The sequence below is a fragment of the Pontibacter sp. LHS1 genome (assembly GCF_058932855.1).
The window spans coordinates 258740-277039 of the sequence record NZ_JBZYWF010000007.1; the positions used below are offsets into that span (position 1 = coordinate 258740).

Here is an 18300-nt window from a genome sequence, read left to right on the forward strand (position 1 = left end):
TAGGCATCGGACAGTATGCGAACAAAACAATCGCTGCTGCCCTTGAACTTCCGTCTGCACCTATTCGAGCTAGAAGACCAGCCCTGGTTTCCGCACATTTTCCGCCAGGGCATGCTCGACTTCCTGCGCTTTATGATCTCGAAGCTCGGAGCCTACGGACCGGCTATACCTCTGCTGGAAGACCTGCTCCGTCGCAGTGGCCAAACACACTTTACAGACCTTTGCTCGGGTGCCGGTGGTGGCATAGCAGGTATACGCGAAGCCCTGAGTCAGCGCATGGGTGTGCCTGTGCGTGTTACTTTATCTGACCGATACCCCAACCTAGGCGCCTACGAGTACCTGCAGAACCAATCCGGCGGGCTGATTGATTTTATAGCCTCTCCCGTTGATGCCACGAAAGTCCCGCCGCAGGTGAAGGGCGCACGCACGATCTTCTCTTCTTTTCACCATTTCAGACCGGAGCAGGCGGTGGCTATTTTGCAGAATGCGGCCGATCAACGGGCTCCTATCGGCATCTTTGAAGGAGGTGGCAAGACCTGGGCCGAACTGATCATCTTTCTGCTTACCTTCCCCATCATCATCCTGCTGGTAACACCTTTTATCCGCCCTTTTAAACTTAGTCGCCTGCTGTTCACGTACCTTATACCAATCATCCCGTTAGGTATACTTTGGGATGGTCTGGTGTCGCTGTTCAGGCTTTACAACCCCAGGATGCTAGACGAGCTGCTGGCTCGAGTAGATACTCCGCCCGGCTATACCTGGCGCAGCGGCATAGTGGGGACCGGACCGGGCAAGCAAGTCATTTATCTGCTGGGATATCCAGAGAATTGATGACTGCTAATTGTTAATTGATTTTTAGGAGGTGGCTCGAAAAGATTAAAACATGAGCCGATAATATATCTCACAAAAGTTGAGAACTGCTTAAATGAAGGATTAACAACCAACAATTCACACCTTGAAACCACTGGCTATACCTGTTATCGGAAAATACAGTAGTGCCCTGACCTTGATGCGGATTCCGTTTTCGGTATACCTGATGCCCGTGTACTGGTTTGCGCTGAGTGTGGTGGATGGCTACACCTTTTGGCGGGCCGCCGCCGTGTTCTTTATTCTGCACGTACTGGTATACCCTGCCAGCAACGGCTACAACTCATACCACGACCGCGACGAAGGCAGTATTGGCGGACTCCGCAGACCGCCCAAAGTCACGCAGGAGCTGTTTCACCTGGTGCTGTTATTTGATGTGCTGGCCTTGCTGCTTAGCTTTTTGCTATCGCCGCTGTTTGCCCTGATGGTTGGGCTATACCTGCTGGTTTCCAAAGCTTACAGCGATCGGGATATCCGGCTCAAGAAATACCCGGTTATTAGTACCCTTGTTGTTACGGTGTTCCAGGGCGCTTTTACTTTTCTCATGGTACAAACCGGGGCTGATCTCGAGCTTGACCTCATCTGGCAATCGCCGAATATCTGGTTTGCACTGGTAAGTACACTCTTTCTCTGCGGCTCATATCCCCTCACACAAATTTATCAGCACCAGGAAGACAGCGAGCGAGGTGACGAAACATTGAGCTTACTGCTAGGTATACGGGGCACCTTCGTGTTTGCAGGTATAGCCTTGGGTGTGGGAGCAGCACTCCTGATCGGGCTATACCTGGCGCTGGGACAACTGCTCAACATAGTGGTCTTCCTGCTTTGTACCGCGCCCATCATTTACTTTTTCCTGAGCTGGGTACGGAAGTCGTGGCAGAACTCAAATGAGGTGAACTTTGAGAATACGATGCGCATGAACAAGATTTCGTCGCTTTGTATCAGCCTCGCTTTCTTCCTGATACTCCTGCTACGCTCTATTTATACTTCTTAGATCCTGTACAGGCTGGCACTTTATAACTAGATAGCCTGATTTCGTATAACAGCAAAAACCGTCGCACCATGAAACTCCTCTACGCTTTAACAGGTGGAATTGCCGCCACCGCCGCCATGACTGCCTTTCTATACCTGCTCTCGTTTGTGACACACCGTGTTATGAAGGTGATCCGGATACTGGGCACCATGCTTACCAACCGCACCCAACCCGACGGCTCTCTCTCGATGGCGACCAGTACCAAGGTATACGGCACAGTCGCACATTACCTGGTCGGGATCATTTTTGCGCTGTTCTACATTGCGCTGTGGCACTCAGAGGTAGGGCTCATAAACGCCTCGTGGGGCTTTCTCTTCGGGCTGGCCCATGGCCTGATGGCGATGTTTATCTGGTATCTGTTCTTCCTGGTGCACCCTCGCCCGCCACTCATTTCCCTTCGCACCTACCTGATCACGCTCATCTTCGCACACATTGTGTATGGTGTAGTGCTCACCTATACTGTCTACCTGCTAGCTAAGCCAACTTATCCATTTTGGAGTTAAGGAGTAGTAAATGGATATTTTGTTTATTCAAAGTTAACTCAATATAAAAAGACCGGCCCCACCGCTTTGCAGCAGTGGGGCCGGTCTTTTTATATAGTAAGGTATATCTTATCCGTTCATCGAGATCAGGAACTCTTCGTTGCTCTTGGTACCCTGCATTCTGTCTTTCAGGAACTCCATGGCTTCTACGGAGTTCATATCGGACATAAACTTGCGCAGGATCCAGATACGGTTGAGTTCGTCGCGATCCATAAGCAGGTCCTCGCGGCGTGTACCGGATGCAGGCACGTCGATAGCTGGGTAGATTCTGCGGTTGGCCAGTTTGCGGTCCAGCTGCAGTTCCATGTTACCGGTACCTTTAAATTCTTCAAAGATCACCTCGTCCATCTTAGAACCTGTGTCGATCAGGGCAGTGGCGATGATGGTCAGGGAGCCGCCGTTTTCTACATTACGGGCAGCACCGAAGAAGCGCTTCGGCTTGTGCAGGGCGTTGGCATCCACACCACCCGACAGGATCTTGCCTGATGAAGGCACTACTGTGTTATAGGCTCGTGCCAGACGTGTAATGGAATCGAGCAGGATCACAACATCGTGGCCGCACTCTACCATACGCTTGGCCTTGTCCAGTACGATGCTCGACACCTTCACGTGGCGCTCGGCAGTTTCGTCGAAAGTAGAGGCGATCACCTCCGCTCTCACGCTTCGGGCCATGTCGGTTACTTCTTCAGGACGCTCGTCTATGAGCAGGATCATCAGGTATACCTCCGGGTGATTTTCAGAGATCGCGTTGGCAATCTCTTTCAGCAACACGGTCTTACCTGTTTTCGGCTGCGCCACGATCATACCACGCTGGCCTTTACCGATTGGGGCAAAAAGGTCAAGTATACGAGTCGAAAGCTGGCTTGGCCTGGTAGTAAGCTTTAGACGTTCTTCCGGGAAAAGCGGCGTCAGGTGCTGGAAAGGAATACGGTCGCGGATTTCCTCCGTGGTACGTCCGTTTACAGAATCCACTTTAAGTAGGGCAAAGTACTTCTCCCCTTCTTTCGGTGGACGGATCTGACCTTTTACAGTATCACCGGTCTTGAGACCAAATAATTTGATCTGAGAAGGAGAAACATAAATATCATCTGGCGAGGCCAGGTAGTTGTAGTGCGTAGAGCGAAGGAAGCCGTAGCCATCCTGCATCAGCTCCAACACACCTTCATTTAGGATTATTCCGTCAAACTCACGGAAGTTATTGCTGTTTGCAGCCGCATTCTGCTGACGGCGCGGGAAATTATCACCGCCACGGTTCTGGTCGCTACGGCTATCGCTGCGGTTGCCTACCTCAGGGCGCTGCTCACGCTGTTCTGCGCGGTTATCGCTTCTCTCGGTGCGCTCAGGACGCTGTTCCGTTCTCTCAACACGCTCTGCTCTCTCTGTACGTTCCGGTCTCTCAGCACGCTCCGGGCGTGCCTCTGTGCGCTCGACACGCGGCTCCTGGCGCTGCTCACGAGGATTGCTGCCTTCGTTGCGGTTGTCGCGACGGGTAGTTGTGCGCTCACGCTGCGGGCCATGGTCTTTTGTTGGTGCAGGCTGTTGTACTAAAGTCGGACTGGTTTGTTCGCGACGGGCTGCTTCGCGTGCAGGTCTTCGTTCGGTTGGCGCTGCGGGGGCAGGTGCCGGTTGCTCTTCGCTGGTAGTAATTGTGTTTTCAGTAGCTTCGGTTTCGCTTACGGCGGCTGTGCTAGGGGAGGACTTTACTTTTTTCGGCAATTGTTCGGGAGGGGTTATGGCTTGCTGATCAAGGATTTTGTAAACCAGATCCTGTTTGCTGAGTTTCTTGAAATTCTTGACACCCAGGTCTTCTGCAATTTCCTTGAGTTCTGAAAGAAGCCTATCTTTCAATTCTTCAATTTTGTACATAAATGTGGTATGGTAGTTAAATTAACCTGCTTGGCACGCTTGGGCGAACGCAGCGAGAGCTTTACTTATAATTCGGAAAATGAATGAATGCGATAGAGTTTTGTGCGGCTCAGGATAGGGCCTGCCATAAATTGCACTGCAATGTTATTGCAATGCTTATTAATTAACAAATATTAGCGGAGTTTTTGTTGAAAATGTTTCAGTTTTTCCTTAAAAGATTTCGTAAATGCCGCTTACAACCTAAAAAAGTATATTTTTGCAGCTATACAAAGACCCAAATTATGCTACAGCTAAACGTTTTAAGAGAGCAGACAGAGCTGGTGGTAGCTGGACTTACCAAGAAAAACTACAAAAATGCCGCTCAGGAAGTGGAAGCCATTGTAGCTCTTGACCAGCAGCGCCGACAGGTGCAAAGCCAGCACGATGAGCTGCAGGCCCGTGCCAATGCAATCTCTAAAGAGATCGGTATACTGATGAAAAACGGCGACCGCGAAAAAGCCGAAGCCTACAAAGCAGAAACATCCGAGTTAAAGCAGCAGACCAAATCGCTGGCTGAGCAGCTATCTGCCATCGAAGAGCAAATACAGCAAGCACTATACAAGTTGCCGAACCTTCCGCATGCAAGTGTTCCTGAAGGTAGAACAGCGGAAGACAACGAAGTAGTTCTCCAACACGGTGAAATTCCGCAATTGCACGAAGGGGCCCTTCCACACTGGGAGTTGATTCAGCAATACGACATCATCGATTTCGAGCTGGGCAACAAGATATCCGGCGCTGGTTTTCCGGTGTACAAGAAGCAAGGTGCCCGGTTGCAGCGTGCGCTTATCAACTTCTTCCTGGACGAAGCTATGAAGGCCGGTTACATGGAGGTACAGCCACCTATCCTGGTGAATGAAGCCTCTGGCTATGGCACCGGCCAGTTGCCTGACAAAGACGGTCAGATGTACCACGCCACTGAAGATAACCTATACCTGATCCCAACTGCCGAGGTGCCGATCACAAACCTTTACCGCGACGTGATTGTGCCGGTGGAGCAACTGCCGATCAAGAACACGGGCCATACACCCTGCTTCAGAAGAGAGGCCGGATCATGGGGTGCCGATGTGCGCGGGCTGAACCGCCTGCACCAGTTCGACAAGGTAGAGATTGTTCAGATTACGCTACCTGAGAAATCGTACGAAGCGCTGGAAGAAATGAGTAGCTACATCCAGGGCTTGCTGCAGAAGCTGGAACTCCCCTACCGTGTGCTGCGTCTGTGCGGCGGCGACATGGGCTTTACCTCTGCCCTCACCTACGACATGGAAGTTTACTCCACCGCCCAGAACCGCTGGCTGGAAGTGAGCTCTGCCTCTAACTTTGAGACCTACCAGTCTAACCGTCTGAAGCTGCGCTATAAAACCGAGTCGGGCAAGACACAGCTGCTGCACACCCTCAACGGCAGCGCCCTGGCCCTGCCGCGTATCGTAGCCGCTATTCTCGAAAACAACCAGACACCGGACGGCATCAACATGCCGAAGGTGCTGCACCCATACCTCGGCTTTGAGAAGATCTCTTAAGAGTTGAAAATTTGCAAATTGCATTATACCTGAAAAAAGAAGCGCCGCTGAATTACCTCAGCGGCGCTTCTTTTTTACTTTACTTTTACCTCAGTTCCTGACAGCTTTTCTTGAGATTTTTGACTGATGATTCATTCTTTGATCATCTTCAACTTTAAAAATTTCCCAAAGCTTCCTGTTTCCAAGTTTCTGAGTCTTTAAACCCCCAACCAAAGAACTACCCAAACTGCTCCAGGTACTGCTGGTAATGGTTCTTGAGTTTGTATTTTTTGAGTGCCTCGGTTTTGGCCTGCTGTATACCTGCTTCGCTGAGAGACGTCTGTGAGAGCAGTTTCTGCAGCGGACTCTCAGATGCTTCACTCTCAGATGTTAGCGTCAGTTCTTCATACCTGGCCAGGAACTGTTCAGACAGGGCTAGCTTGTTTTTTTGCACCAGCACAAAGTTAGCTGACACCAGCTTTTCCAGTCCTTGCTCCAGCTCCTGCAGTGTTAGCACGTCGCCATCCAGGGCATCGATCATCAGCAGCACATCCTGCAGCGTTGCGCCTCCCTCACCGCCCGTTGCAAGCAGCAGGGCATCGAGTAGTTGTTCGTCGGTGGGTTGCCAGTTCAGATTATGTTTGGACATTTCAATTAGTTTTCTGAATATTTACAGTCACCCGTTTCTGCATCCAGATTTACGGGCATTCTACTTGCAAAACTACAGCTATCCTACTTTATCTGAAACAACCTTTTATTATCTCATACACATGCATTTCAAAAACAAAACTGTCTGGCTATACCTGTTGGTAGCCTTCCTTATCTGCCCTACCCTCAGCCAGGCCCAGAAAGTAAAATCAAAACCGGCCAAAGCCACCACGGCCCAAGCACAACCAATTACTTCCGCCAAATCACTGCTTTGGGAGATCAGCGGCAACGGTTTAAAGCAGCCATCCTACCTGTACGGCACGTACCACCTGCTCAACGCCAGCTTCCTGAATACGGTACCGGAGGTGATGGAGCGCTTTATGGAAAGCCGCGGCGTGGTGGTAGAAACAGAGATCGACTCTGCTAAAATGATGCAGCTAGGAGCCAAAATGGTCATGCCGGATAACAAACTCTCGAACCTGCTGAGCAAAGAGGATTACGCACTGGTGAACGAGGAAATAAAGACTCAGTTCGGGTTTGAGTTGAGCATGGCAGACCAGATGAAGCCGATGACACTGCTGCTGATGCTTTCCCTGAAAGATTACCAGCGCATGGAAGTCCTGAAAGAATACACAGGACAGCCACTCGACATGTACTTTGCCAGCTATAACAAGAAGAGCAAAAAGAAGGTGAGCACGCTTGAAACCATGGAGCAGCAGTTTGACCTGCTTTATAATCATCACCCGCTGGACAAGCAGGCAGAGCAACTCGTGTCTTATGTAAAAAACAAAGGAACTGCCATGGAAATGTCTGACAAGCTCGTGCAGCTGTACTTTAACAAAGACCTGGCAGGTATGTGGGTGCTATCGCAGGAATACAACGAATTGACTGGCGGTGGCGACATGGCTTATATGACGGACGACCGAAACAAGGCCTGGATGACCAAGCTACCTGCCATTATGAAAGAACAGTCTACTTTTATAGCAGTGGGGGCTCTGCATCTGCCTGGCGAAAATGGCCTGCTGCAGTTGCTGCAGAGAGCCGGCTATACCGTAAAACCACTGCAGTAAACCAACCACTAGGTATAGCTATACCTGATAAAACAGCATCGCCCGCGCAAGTTTATACCTGCGCGGGCGATGCTGCTTTATACCTTCCTGATCTCTAGTCAGTCTGTGCTATACCTTAAAAGGCTGTCGATCGATGGCGCTGAAATCAATATCGTGCATGCACTTGAAATGACCTTTGGGGCACTTGCTATACCCTATTTTGGAGCATGGACGGCATGGCAGTCCGTTTACCTCGAGCACCTTATACCTGGTCCGGAAAGGGTACATGCCAAATTCAGGTATGGTGTTGCCCCATACGCTGATGATGTCCTTTTGAAAAGCCGCTGCAATGTGCATCAGCCCCGTGTCGTGACTGACCACCTGCTGTGCCTGCCGCACCAGCGAAGCCGAACCAGCCAGGCTATACCTACCGCAGGCGTTGTAGATAACTGTTCCCTGCGCATCACCCGCCGCCTGTATGTAGGCAGCTATTTCATCACCTGTAGCAGCGTCTTCTTTGCCACCGAGCAGGATGATTGGCTGTTTCAGATCCGCACACAGCTCGATGATGCGCTCCGTGGGCAGTCGCTTGGTGTAGTGCTGCGCTCCGATGGCAAAGGCCGTGTACCCCTGCCAGAAGGGCTCCGGCAATGTACTGATGTCTACTTCTTCGGTGGCAGGTATAAAGTAGTCCAGTCCTTTTCCGTCGTCCTGTATACCTAGTGGCGCAGCAGCAGCCAGGTAGCGGTCTACAATGTGCACATCGGGCAGACGGTTTATTTTCAGGTTCACCATCAGCCACTTCGCGTAGTTGAGTTTATCGAAGCTTTTTGATGGTTTGCCAAGTCGGGTTTTGATGATGCGTGTGCGCAGGTTGTTGTGCAGGTCCACCACAAAGTCGAAGTTTTCGGACTTGAGTTGCTGCACCAGTTCGCCCAGGCTGCCGCTCAGCGTGTGCACTTTGTCGATGTAAGGGTTAGGCTCCAATATACCTCTAAAACCCTGCTTCGTGCAGTAATGCACCTCTGCCCCCGGCACCTGCTGCTTAATGCAGCGCACCACCGGCGTAGTTAGCACGATGTCGCCGATAGAGGAAAAACGGAGAATGAGTATCTTCGGCATCCGCTACTTAATCTTCTCCTTCCGGGCCTTAAAATAAGCTTCCACTTCCTCCGCAGACTTTGCATTGAAGGTCATTTCCTTAGTTAGTCCGCCTTTGCGACCAACCAGCACGCCGTAGCGCATGTCGTCGTAGCCGCTGGTGTGGTGCGCATCCGGGTTAATGCTCAGCATCACGCCCTTCTCCAGCGCATAGTGCACCCATCGCCAGTCAATGTCAAGGCGCCAGGGGTTGGAGTTAATTTCGATGATCACATTGTTGGCGGCGCAGGCGTCGATCACCATTTTGTGGTTGATCGGATAGCCTTCGCGGCGCAGCAACAGGCGTCCGGTCGGGTGGCCGAGCATCGTAGTATAAGGATTCTCGATGGCCGTGATCAGGCGGGCTGTGGCCTTCTGCTCGTCCATGTTGAGGTTGCTGTGGATGCTGGCTACGATGAAATCGAAAGTTTTCAGGATGTCTTCTTCATAATCCAGTGAGCCATCTCCCAGAATATCCGACTCTATACCTTTGAATATCTTGAAAGGAGCCAGCTTCTGGTTCAGCTCGTCGATCTCTTTCTGCTGACGCAGCACATCGCCTTCGCGCAAACCACCGGCATATGCAGCCGTCTTGCTGTGATCGGATATACCCAGGTACTGGTAACCCATGTCGCGGCAGTAAGTTGCCATTTGCTCCAGGGTATGGGCGCCGTCGGAGTAGGTGCTGTGGTTATGCAGAATACCTTTTAAGTCGGACACCTCCAGCAGCTTCGGCAGCTTGTTCTCCATAGCCAGTTGCAGCTCGTTGGTACCTTCCCGCAGCTCCGGCACGATGTAGGCCATACCTGCCGAGGCGTAGATGTCCTCTTCAGAACTGTGGCTGCTCTCGCGGGCTACAGTGAGCATGTTCTTGTTGGCTGCAAACACCTGCGTCAGGTGCTCCTGGGAAGCAGAGCGTACGAAGCGTTCGTTCTGGAAGTTAGCCGGACTGGCGAAGCGAATCTCAGTGGCCAGCCCGCTCAGGCTGTGTTTGCCGCGCCATACCATAGGCCCGGAGCTTAGCTCGTCCTGCTGCAGCTCGTCGAGCTTGTTCAGGGCGGCTTCTGCTTCCGTTGGGTTATCGGTGCCTACAACCAGCTCCAGCTTCACTACAATCTCCATACAACGGCGCACATCACCGACCAGCGCTACCTCAGCATCCGGCAGGGTCTGTTGCACCTGTTCCAACAAGGCTTGGGCAGCTGGCTCAGCCTCTGCAAAAAGCAGTTTGCCACGGTTCTGCTGCGTAAAGAGCAGGGCCTGCTTAATATTCTCCTGGGTCTTGGCGCCGAAGCCTTTCAGTTTGCTCACTTTGTCCTGCTCGCAGGCGTCCAGCAGTTCCTCTACGGTTTCTGCTCCCAGCTCTTTCCAAAGGTTACGCACCTTTTTCGGACCGATTCCCTTGATGCGCAGCATCTCTACCACACCCGGTGGCGTCACCGAAAGCAGCTGATCCAGCTCCGTGAAAGAACCGGTTTCATTTATCTCGATCACGCGGGCAGCAATGCTTTTGCCCACCCCTGTTATACCTTCCAGCTCGGCCTGACTTTTAGTTTCAAGCGGCTCTTCTACCAGTTCCAGCGCAGCAGCACCGTTCACGTATGAGCGCACCTTAAAAGGATTCTCATCGTGCAGCTCCATGAGCTCGGCGGCCAGCTTAAACAGCTTTATGATTTTCTTATTTTCCAAGGCAGTGTTGTGTATAAGTACAAAGATAGAAAAAGCCGCCATACCTTTGCCACCACTGCCCGGCGGCCTTTTATATAATGGGGCTTCTATATAAAGCAGGAAATCCCTATCTTAGCTATATATTTAGCTCTTTCTGAAAGAAGCATACAAACAAAAAATATGAAATACGCTTCGCTGTTATGCGTTTTGTGCCTCATGCTGCTGGCCAACACCTGCCGTAAAAAGGCAGAGGCCGAACTCCTGGGCCAAACCTGGTTACACTCTTATGAAGAGGATGAGGATGAGGTGCTTGTGTACCGCCCCAACACCTATGATTTTCCGCCCTCAAGAGGTCGGACCGGCTTTGCGCTGGAGCCCGAAGGCGTGGCCAAGCAATATGTAATTGCCCCTGCCGATGGACTGGAAGAACATATCGGCATCTGGGAGTACAAGGACAAGAACACTATCCTGGTACACATCCAGGGCAACGGCCACCCGGAGCAGCGCTATACCATGGAAGTAGTGTCGCTAAAGGATAATGTGCTCAAGGTGAGAGTAACACCTGATGTGCAGGACTAGCATTTTAAAGATAGCTCATTATGGAAAGGCCCATAGAGAAAGTATCCCTTAGAACTCGCCTGATTACCTATACCTTGCTTCTGCTGGTGGCTATTGCAATGGCCTATTCAGATAACTTTGCAGGATACTCAAAAGGTTTGGCCAACTTCTCCAGAGGTTTTGCAGGAGGGCTTTTGTTAGCCGTCGTCATAGGCGAAGTGGCGCTATACTTTAGAAGACGAAACTATCGTAAATACAAAGCTTAATTTTCAATCATGAGATATACCTTCGCCAGCCTGTCCCGCAAAACAAGACTGATGATCATGGTGCTTATGCTAGTCGCTACACTTGTCATTGTCTACACCGATTACGTGCCGCGCATCTTTGCCGGTTTCACAGGTGGTTTCCTGATCGGCTTGCTATTTGGAGAACTGGGTATTTACCTGAAGCGCATCGGCCGGCTGTAGTCAGAAACTTCTTCAACAGATTTTTTAGATTCGTTTACCTATACCTTACACATGCAATACTGGTTAGTAAAATCAGAACCTGAGGCCTATTCCTGGGCCAGATTTGTACAAGAAGGCCGTGCCTGCTGGGATGGCGTTCGTAATTACCAGGCCCGCAACAACCTGCAGCAGATGCAGCCCGGCGACCTGGTGCTGTTTTACCACAGTGTGTCTGAGAAAGCGATCGTGGGAATGGCCAAAGTGGACAAACCCGCTTACCCTGACCCAACCGCCGACGACCCTAAGTGGATGGCCGTGGACCTGGTGCCCGTGCGTGACTTCAAGGATCCCGTAACACTGGACCAGATCAAGAAAGACCCGCGCCTTGAGAATATTGCCCTGCTGCGCCAGTCGCGCCTGTCGGTGATGCCGCTCAAAGCCGAGGAGTTTGACGTGCTACTCGCCCTGGGCAACTGATCTGGGCGGCCTGTCGCACGCAGGCACAACGTTACTTTACAAAAAAGAGTACAAAGCATTTAACTGCCTTATACCTTCTGCCAGCCGGCAGCCCGAGATTGTAACATGCTATACCTGCGCCCTTTGCTGTTCTGCTTTGCTGTGCTGGCACCTGCCCTGCTATGGGCCCAGGAGCCTAGCCAGCCCGTGCGCCTGGAGCTACCCTATGAGCTCGAAAACAGTCACGTAGAAGTGATGGCCTTGCCAGACAGCAGTCTGCTTGTCTACAGCCGCAAATCCGATACCTGGGCAAAGGAACCTGACTTTACCCTGGAAAAATACGACGCACAGCTGGAACGGGTATGGACAAGCAAGCTAGACCTGAAGCCTGAGTTTGAGTTTATACGCCACTATACCGAGGCCCCCTATACCTATCTCATCTTTCAGGCAGCCAAACCTACACTCTATACCTTTGTGCGGCTCCACCTGGGCAGTGGCGCTCTGACCATGAGCGAGATCGTGCTCGAAAAGGCAGAGTATATCTATGAACTCAATGTACTGCGCGGGAATCATTTCCTGATCACTGGCAACAGCTACGACACAAAGCCAAGCCTGCTATACCTGGACCCTGAGAAACCACAGCCTGTTATGCTGCCCGCACTTTACGGCGACGAGTCTTCTTTCTCAGACCTGCATACCGACCACGTGCACGGCCGTGTAGATGTGGTGCTGGCCGAAACCAACCGCCGGATATCGCGCCTGCAGGTGAAAAGCTTTGACTCCAACGGCAAACTGCAGCAGAACTACTTTATCCTGCAGCCTCAGGACAAGAGTTTGCTTAACGCTGAGATCACTCCCGGCGACACGCTCTCCCGTATGCTCATCGGCACGTATGGGGTACGTGATCTTCGCTTTGTTCAGGGCTTTTTCACGGCGCCTGTCATCTCCAAGATCGTGGAAGGTGAGTTTTACTCGCTGCTGGATCTCCAGAACTTTTTTAAGTACATGAAGCCCCGTCGTGAAGAGCGCACCCGCAAACGTGAGTTTGCCCGCATCGCCGCCGGCAAAGAGCCGTTGCAGCGCTACCGCATGCTCCTGCACGATTTGATCCAGACACCTAACGGATACGTACTGGCCGCAGAGGTTTACTTTCCACAGTACCGTAGCAGCAGTGGCTACTTTGACAGTCGTGTGAGGGGACTGGAGCGGGTTGCACAGGCTTACAAGCGCACGCACGCCATTGCCCTGGGTTTTGATCGGGATGGCATCCTGCTGTGGGACAACACCTTTCCGCTCCGTGATGTGCTAACCCCTGATCTGACACATGCCGTGGAGGTCGCCGGCCTACCGGATGGACGTGTCGTGATGGCCTACCCTGATCGCAGCAAGATCATCTATCGCCAGATGGAGCAGAACAAGTTTACAGATAAGGAAACTTCTGTGGAGCTCCTGCCCTACGAAAAAGAAGAAAAAATACTCACCACAGATATGCCGGGATTGATCCGCTGGTATGGCTCCCATTTTGCCGCCTTCGGTTTCCAGCGCATACGCGTGCCCAATGGTCCCAACCGCACGGTCTTTTACATCAACAAGATCAGTTTCTGACAATTTAGCCATTTAGCTATCTAACAATTTAACAATTCAGCCGAACATCCTATATTTGCAACCAAGACCCCCAGGCCATGCAGAAAAGACTCATCGTAAACCACCAGTTGCTCGAGATCATGGTGATGCGCCTTTGCCACCAGCTCATCGAGAACCATGGTGACTTTTCTGATTCCGTGATCATCGGTTTACAGCCACGTGGACGCCAGGTGGCACAACGCATCCAAAGCACCCTGAAAGCCATTCTGGGCACCACTGTTCCAACCGGCTACCTCGACACCACTTTCCACCGCGACGACTTCAGAAGAAGAGAAACGCCACTGGCTGCCAACGCCACGCACATCGACTTTCTGATCGAAGGTAAAAAGGTGATCCTGGTAGACGATGTGCTCTATACTGGTCGCTCGGTTAGGGCCGCGATGGATGCTATGATCTCCTTCGGGCGCCCGGCCAATGTGGAGCTGCTGGTGCTGATCGATCGCCTCTACAGCCGTCACCTGCCCATTGAGCCAACCTATGTGGGCCGACGCGTCAACTCCCTGCAATCGCAGCGGGTGCTGGTGGAGTGGCAAGGGTCCGACACGCAAGAAGACAATATCTGGTTAGTGACCAAAAACGAAGAATAAAGCACCCATGCAAGAGCTCAGCGTCCGGCATCTACTCGGCATCAAAGACATTACAGCAGAAGATATTCAACTCATTTTCGAGACCGCTGATAACTTTAAAGATGTTCTGAACCGGCCCATCAAGAAAGTACCCTCGCTGCGTGACATTACCATTGCCAACGTCTTCTTCGAGAATTCTACCCGCACCCGTCTTTCCTTTGAGTTGGCCGAGAAGAGACTCTCTGCTGATGTGATTAACTTCTCCTCCAGCAGTAGTTCTGTCAAGAAAGGCGAAACCCTCCTTGACACGGTTAACAATATACTGGCCATGAAAGTGGACATGATCGTGATGCGTCACTCCAGCCCGGGTGCGCCGCACTTTCTGAGCCGCCACATTGACGCCAACATTGTAAACGCCGGCGATGGCACCCACGAGCATCCTACCCAGGCCCTGCTCGACTCCTTCTCCATTCGTGAAAAGCTTGGCGAAGTAGCAGGCAAGAAAGTAGTCATTATTGGAGACATCCTGCATTCGCGTGTAGCCTTATCTAACATCTTCGCCCTCCAAAAACTCGGTGCCGAAGTGATGGTATGCGGCCCAGTTACACTGCTACCCAAGTATATCAAAGAGCTTGGCGTAAAAGTGGAATTTGATGTTCGCAAAGCCCTTGCCTGGTGCGATGTAGCAAACGTACTGCGCATTCAGCTTGAACGCCAGCAGATGAAGTATTTCCCATCCCTTCGTGAGTATACACTCTATTATGGCATCGACAAGAAAATGCTCGACAGCCTCGACAAAGAAATCGTGCTTATGCACCCCGGTCCTATCAATCGCGGTGTAGAACTTAGCTCCGATGCCGCTGACTCCCATCATTCCATCATTCTCAATCAGGTAGAGAACGGCGTTGCCATCCGTATGGCGGTGCTATACCTGCTGGCTTCGAAGAAGTAAGTTTACGCCCTTCAATTTCATTTGTCATCAAAGTTCTTGAGGTGCAGCGGCATTGCTATTACTAAGCAGGCATTGCTGCTGAATAAATGATCTGAACAAAAACAAAAAGGCCCCGCAGAGCAATCTGCGGGGCCTTTTAACGTTTAACCTTAACGGCTAGTTATGTTACTCCAGATTCAGTTGCATATCCGGCGTGTTCATCTCGAAACCGACACGTCGGTTCTGAGCACGGGCTGCTGCAGTTCTGGCTTTAGAAAGTCTGGTGTTAACTTTCACGATCGGCTGAGTCTCACCATAACCTCTTGTCACCAAGCGGTCTGGGTTCTGTACACCACGCTGGATCAGGTAGTCCTTCACAGCTTGAGCTCTTTGCTCAGACAGTGCCTGGTTGTACTCTTCTGAACCGATGTGGTCAGCGTGACCTTTGATCAACAGTACGTGGTCAGGGTATTTCTCAAGCGCTACCACGATGCTGTCAAGCAGCTGACGGTAACCGTCCTGTACGCGAGCCTGGTCGAACTCGAAGCGAACTTTCTCTTCGATCAGTTTCTTAGTACGCTCGTCAAGCTCAGGGCAACCTTTCGTTTCGGCAGTACCTGGAGAGTTAGGGCAAAGGTCTTCGTTATCTGGAACACCATCACCGTCAGAGTCAACTGGGCAACCATCGGCACCTACCTGAACACCACGTGGTGTGTCTGGGCACTTGTCATCGATATCTGGAACGCCGTCACCATCGCTGTCTGGGCAACCTTGTGTTGCAGCAGTACCTGGTTCATCTGGGCAACGATCGTCTTTGTCAGCTACACCGTCACCGTCACGGTCAGGGCAACCACCAAGGTTAGCTACACCAGCTTCAGTTGGACATTCGTCCTGGTAATCCGGCACACCGTCACCGTCAGTGTCAATAGGGCAACCGTCTTTGTCAACTTGTACGCCAGTTGGAGTATCCGGGCACTTGTCTCTTCTGTCAGGCACACCGTCGCCGTCAGTATCTTTAGCTTTACCCAGGTTTATGCCAAGGCCGATGTTGTGCTGCAGGAAGCGGTCGTTGATGTTTGACTCGATATTGTCGTAGCGGTCATTGCTAGTGAAGTGAGCTCTTGTTTCCAGGAACAGGCTGATGTTTTCAGAGAATCTGAAACGCAGACCGGCACCACCAAAAGCAGCTGCTGCAACGAAGTTATCTTCATAGGTACCAGTTGGCGAAGTACCTTCTGGTCTTACAAAGTGAGCACCGCCACCAACTGATAGGTATGGACCGATAAAGGCATCCTCTTTCAGGATGTTGCCATACATTTTCAGTCTCAGGCCGAGCATCGCCATACCGATTTTGGTATCCATAGTGGATCCGAATCTGCTAAATTCGGTGTTACCGTAGCTCAGGTGCAAACCGGCATCAAAAGACGGGCTCAGGTATTGATTCAGCGATACGCCGCCTCCCCAGCCCATTTTGTCTTTCCACCAGTTGTTTCCTAAATCACCTTTATATTGGAGCGCACTTCCATAAATCTGGAGGTTTGTCCGTTGGTCAGCATTTTGCGCAAGTACCTCTGTATTGGCAGACAGCAGGAATACAAGTGCAAAAGCAGTTGTGAATAGTTTCGTTAGAGTTTTTCGCATAATTTTAAAAAGTATATTTTGATATGACAATACGTACATATTTTCAGGTAAGTTTTTTTATATTTCTATAAAAAAACAGACGGAACGTATATTATGATACGTCAGGCGGGTAGTCATTGCATTGTTGTAGTTTATATCCATAAGCAAAAGCATTTTGTTAATGTATAAAAAAATGGCCTTAGCAGCTTAAATTCTAAATCTACTCCGATGCGATGTTTGCACTGCTTTTCCTGATAGTTACAAAGCCGCATCTCTTTGTTTTCAACCCTCATTACGAGTTGTGGGTTGTATGCTCAACATTAATTAATGCAAAGCATCTGTTTTTTAACGTAAATACAATAAAAAAGGCTGCGAGTAGTTATATGTAAACCCTTACTACGCACGCCATTAGCGCTTTTGCATCAGCCTTTCAATGTCATCGGCCTCCAGCGGAATGTTTTTCATCAGGTCCACTGGCCCGCTACGGGTAATCAGTATATCATTCTCAAGCCTCACCCCTATACCTTCTTCTCTGATGTAAATACCTGGTTCGCAGGTGAACACCATTCCTTCCTCAAAAGGCCGGTATTTACTGCCCACATCATGCACGTCGAGCCCTAAATAATGGGAGGTGCCGTGCATAAAATATTTCTTGTATAGCGGATTAGACGGATCCTGGTTGCGGACATCGCTTTCGTTGAGCAAACCAAGCCCGATCAGCTCATTTTCCATTACCGTTCCCACAAAGGCATGGTACTGATCAAGCGAATTGCCGGGCACCAGCATTTGGGTGGCAGCTTTCATCACGCGCAGTACCGCCTCGTATACTTCACGCTGGCGCTTGGTAAACTTGCCATTCACAGGCACAGTGCGCGTCATATCAGCAGCGTAGTTGGCATACTCGGCCCCAAAGTCCATCAGCAATAGGTCACCGTCTTTGCATTCCCGGCTGTTGTCGGTGTAATGCAGGATGCAGGCATTCTCACCCGATGCGATGATCGGGCTGTAAGCCGGGCCGCGTGAACGGTTGCGCAGGAATTCGTGGTATATCTCCGCCTCCACTTCATACTCCATCACTCCGGGCTGAATAAACTGCAGCAGTCTACGGAAGCCTAGTTCTGTGATATCGCAAGCTTTGCGGATAAGCTCTATCTCTTTCTCAGATTTGATCGCACGCAGCTGGTGCATGATAGGAGCGCTGCGTTCGTAGCGGTGCAGTGGGTATACCTGCTGGCACCATTTAATGAAACGGGCATCGCGCGTCTCCACCTCTACCACGGCACGCAGGTGCTCGTTGGTGTTCAGGTATACGTGCTCGGCTTCAGCCATCAGGCTGTTGAACACTTGTTTAAAATCCTTCAGCCACAGCACAGTGGCTATACCTGAAGTTTCGCGGGCCTGCTCTTTGGTAAGCTTATACCCTTCCCAAACCATGATGTGCTCGTTCGACTCGCGTACAAACAGCACTTCTTTCATGCGCTCGTCACGGGCGTCCGGAAAAAGCAAAAGAATGCTTTCCTCCTGGTCTACTCCCGAAAGATAGAAGAGGTCGCTGTTTTGGCGGAACGCCATGGTGCCATCCGCATTGGTTGGCATCACATCATTAGCATGAAAAACAGCAAGAGAAGAAGGCTTGAGCTGCCGCACAAAATTGCGTCTGTTATGGCAGAACAGCTCCTTGTCGATGGGCTGGTATTTCATAGTTTTGTAGGTATAGTAGCTTGGCACTGT

General features: G+C 51.0%; 18 protein-coding genes. 12 read left to right on the forward strand and 6 right to left on the reverse strand.

Annotated features, from left to right (window positions below):
* The first annotated feature begins 15 nt into the window (after nucleotides 1-15).
* The 3 genes from AC5FXQ_RS15210 to AC5FXQ_RS15220 all read left to right on the forward strand — a co-directional run bounded on the left by AC5FXQ_RS15210 (nucleotide 16) and on the right by AC5FXQ_RS15220 (nucleotide 2403).
* On the forward strand, nucleotides 16-831 hold the full coding sequence (locus tag AC5FXQ_RS15210) for a class I SAM-dependent methyltransferase (RefSeq protein ID WP_493603274.1): 816 nt from the start codon (nucleotides 16-18) through the stop codon (nucleotides 829-831).
* Nucleotides 832-955: 124 nt separating this feature from the next.
* On the forward strand, nucleotides 956-1861 hold the full coding sequence (locus AC5FXQ_RS15215) for a UbiA family prenyltransferase (protein ID WP_493603275.1): 906 nt from the start codon (nucleotides 956-958) through the stop codon (nucleotides 1859-1861).
* A gap of 68 nt (nucleotides 1862-1929) precedes the next feature.
* Entirely contained in the window at nucleotides 1930-2403 is a 474-nt protein-coding gene (locus tag AC5FXQ_RS15220; RefSeq protein ID WP_493603276.1) for a hypothetical protein, read from the forward strand.
* 108 nt (nucleotides 2404-2511) lie between these two features.
* On the opposite strand, the gene rho is transcribed toward AC5FXQ_RS15220, so the two are convergent.
* On the reverse strand, nucleotides 2512-4308 hold the full coding sequence (gene rho, locus AC5FXQ_RS15225; RefSeq protein ID WP_493603277.1) for a transcription termination factor Rho: 1797 nt from the start codon (nucleotides 4306-4308) through the stop codon (nucleotides 2512-2514).
* 281 nt (nucleotides 4309-4589) lie between these two features.
* Here rho and serS point away from each other — a divergent pair, with 281 nt between their 5' ends.
* The gene (gene serS / locus AC5FXQ_RS15230) at nucleotides 4590-5864 is read left to right on the forward strand and encodes a serine--tRNA ligase (RefSeq protein WP_493603278.1); all 1275 of its coding nucleotides are present in this window, start codon (nucleotides 4590-4592) and stop codon (nucleotides 5862-5864) included.
* A gap of 217 nt (nucleotides 5865-6081) precedes the next feature.
* Here the strand turns inward: serS and AC5FXQ_RS15235 are convergent, their stop codons facing one another.
* The gene (locus tag AC5FXQ_RS15235; protein ID WP_493603279.1) at nucleotides 6082-6492 is read right to left on the reverse strand and encodes a hypothetical protein; all 411 of its coding nucleotides are present in this window, start codon (nucleotides 6490-6492) and stop codon (nucleotides 6082-6084) included.
* 121 nt (nucleotides 6493-6613) lie between these two features.
* Between AC5FXQ_RS15235 and AC5FXQ_RS15240 the strand changes: the two genes are divergently transcribed.
* Nucleotides 6614-7561, forward strand: a complete 948-nt coding sequence (locus AC5FXQ_RS15240) for a TraB/GumN family protein (protein ID WP_493603280.1) — start codon at nucleotides 6614-6616, stop codon at nucleotides 7559-7561.
* Between the two features lie 108 nt (nucleotides 7562-7669).
* Here the strand turns inward: AC5FXQ_RS15240 and AC5FXQ_RS15245 are convergent, their stop codons facing one another.
* Together AC5FXQ_RS15245 and polX are read right to left on the reverse strand one after the other, a co-directional pair.
* A complete protein-coding gene (locus AC5FXQ_RS15245) occupies nucleotides 7670-8662 on the reverse strand; it encodes a glycosyltransferase family 9 protein (RefSeq protein ID WP_493603281.1) in 993 nt (330 codons plus the stop codon).
* A gap of 3 nt (nucleotides 8663-8665) precedes the next feature.
* A complete protein-coding gene (polX, locus tag AC5FXQ_RS15250; protein WP_493603282.1) occupies nucleotides 8666-10411 on the reverse strand; it encodes a DNA polymerase/3'-5' exonuclease PolX in 1746 nt (581 codons plus the stop codon).
* A gap of 117 nt (nucleotides 10412-10528) precedes the next feature.
* On the opposite strand from polX, the gene AC5FXQ_RS15255 reads away from it, so the two are divergent.
* From AC5FXQ_RS15255 to AC5FXQ_RS15285, 7 genes are all read left to right on the forward strand, one after another.
* Nucleotides 10529-10927: a hypothetical protein gene (locus AC5FXQ_RS15255; protein WP_493603283.1), complete on the forward strand. Its 399-nt coding sequence runs from the start codon at nucleotides 10529-10531 to the stop codon at nucleotides 10925-10927.
* A 20-nt stretch (nucleotides 10928-10947) separates the two neighbouring features.
* Nucleotides 10948-11172: a hypothetical protein gene (locus AC5FXQ_RS15260; RefSeq protein WP_493603284.1), complete on the forward strand. Its 225-nt coding sequence runs from the start codon at nucleotides 10948-10950 to the stop codon at nucleotides 11170-11172.
* A gap of 9 nt (nucleotides 11173-11181) precedes the next feature.
* Complete coding sequence (locus tag AC5FXQ_RS15265) at nucleotides 11182-11373, forward strand: hypothetical protein (RefSeq protein ID WP_493603285.1); 192 nt, start codon at nucleotides 11182-11184, stop codon at nucleotides 11371-11373.
* Between the two features lie 51 nt (nucleotides 11374-11424).
* Nucleotides 11425-11829 carry an EVE domain-containing protein gene (locus AC5FXQ_RS15270; RefSeq protein ID WP_007656233.1) on the forward strand — a complete coding sequence of 135 codons (405 nt, stop codon included), beginning with the start codon at nucleotides 11425-11427 and terminating at the stop codon, nucleotides 11827-11829.
* A gap of 105 nt (nucleotides 11830-11934) precedes the next feature.
* The gene (locus AC5FXQ_RS15275; RefSeq protein WP_493603286.1) at nucleotides 11935-13413 is read left to right on the forward strand and encodes a hypothetical protein; all 1479 of its coding nucleotides are present in this window, start codon (nucleotides 11935-11937) and stop codon (nucleotides 13411-13413) included.
* Between the two features lie 77 nt (nucleotides 13414-13490).
* Entirely contained in the window at nucleotides 13491-14039 is a 549-nt protein-coding gene (gene pyrR, locus AC5FXQ_RS15280) for a bifunctional pyr operon transcriptional regulator/uracil phosphoribosyltransferase PyrR (RefSeq protein WP_007656227.1), read from the forward strand.
* 7 nt (nucleotides 14040-14046) lie between these two features.
* Nucleotides 14047-14970, forward strand: coding sequence for an aspartate carbamoyltransferase catalytic subunit (locus AC5FXQ_RS15285; protein ID WP_493603287.1), 924 nt, complete (start codon nucleotides 14047-14049; stop codon nucleotides 14968-14970).
* 165 nt (nucleotides 14971-15135) lie between these two features.
* Here the strand turns inward: AC5FXQ_RS15285 and AC5FXQ_RS15290 are convergent, their stop codons facing one another.
* Both AC5FXQ_RS15290 and AC5FXQ_RS15295 read right to left on the reverse strand, forming a co-directional pair.
* The gene (locus AC5FXQ_RS15290) at nucleotides 15136-16590 is read right to left on the reverse strand and encodes an OmpA family protein (RefSeq protein WP_493603288.1); all 1455 of its coding nucleotides are present in this window, start codon (nucleotides 16588-16590) and stop codon (nucleotides 15136-15138) included.
* A gap of 387 nt (nucleotides 16591-16977) precedes the next feature.
* Nucleotides 16978-18270: an aminopeptidase P N-terminal domain-containing protein gene (locus tag AC5FXQ_RS15295; protein ID WP_493603289.1), complete on the reverse strand. Its 1293-nt coding sequence runs from the start codon at nucleotides 18268-18270 to the stop codon at nucleotides 16978-16980.
* Nucleotides 18271-18300: the final 30 nt, after the last annotated feature.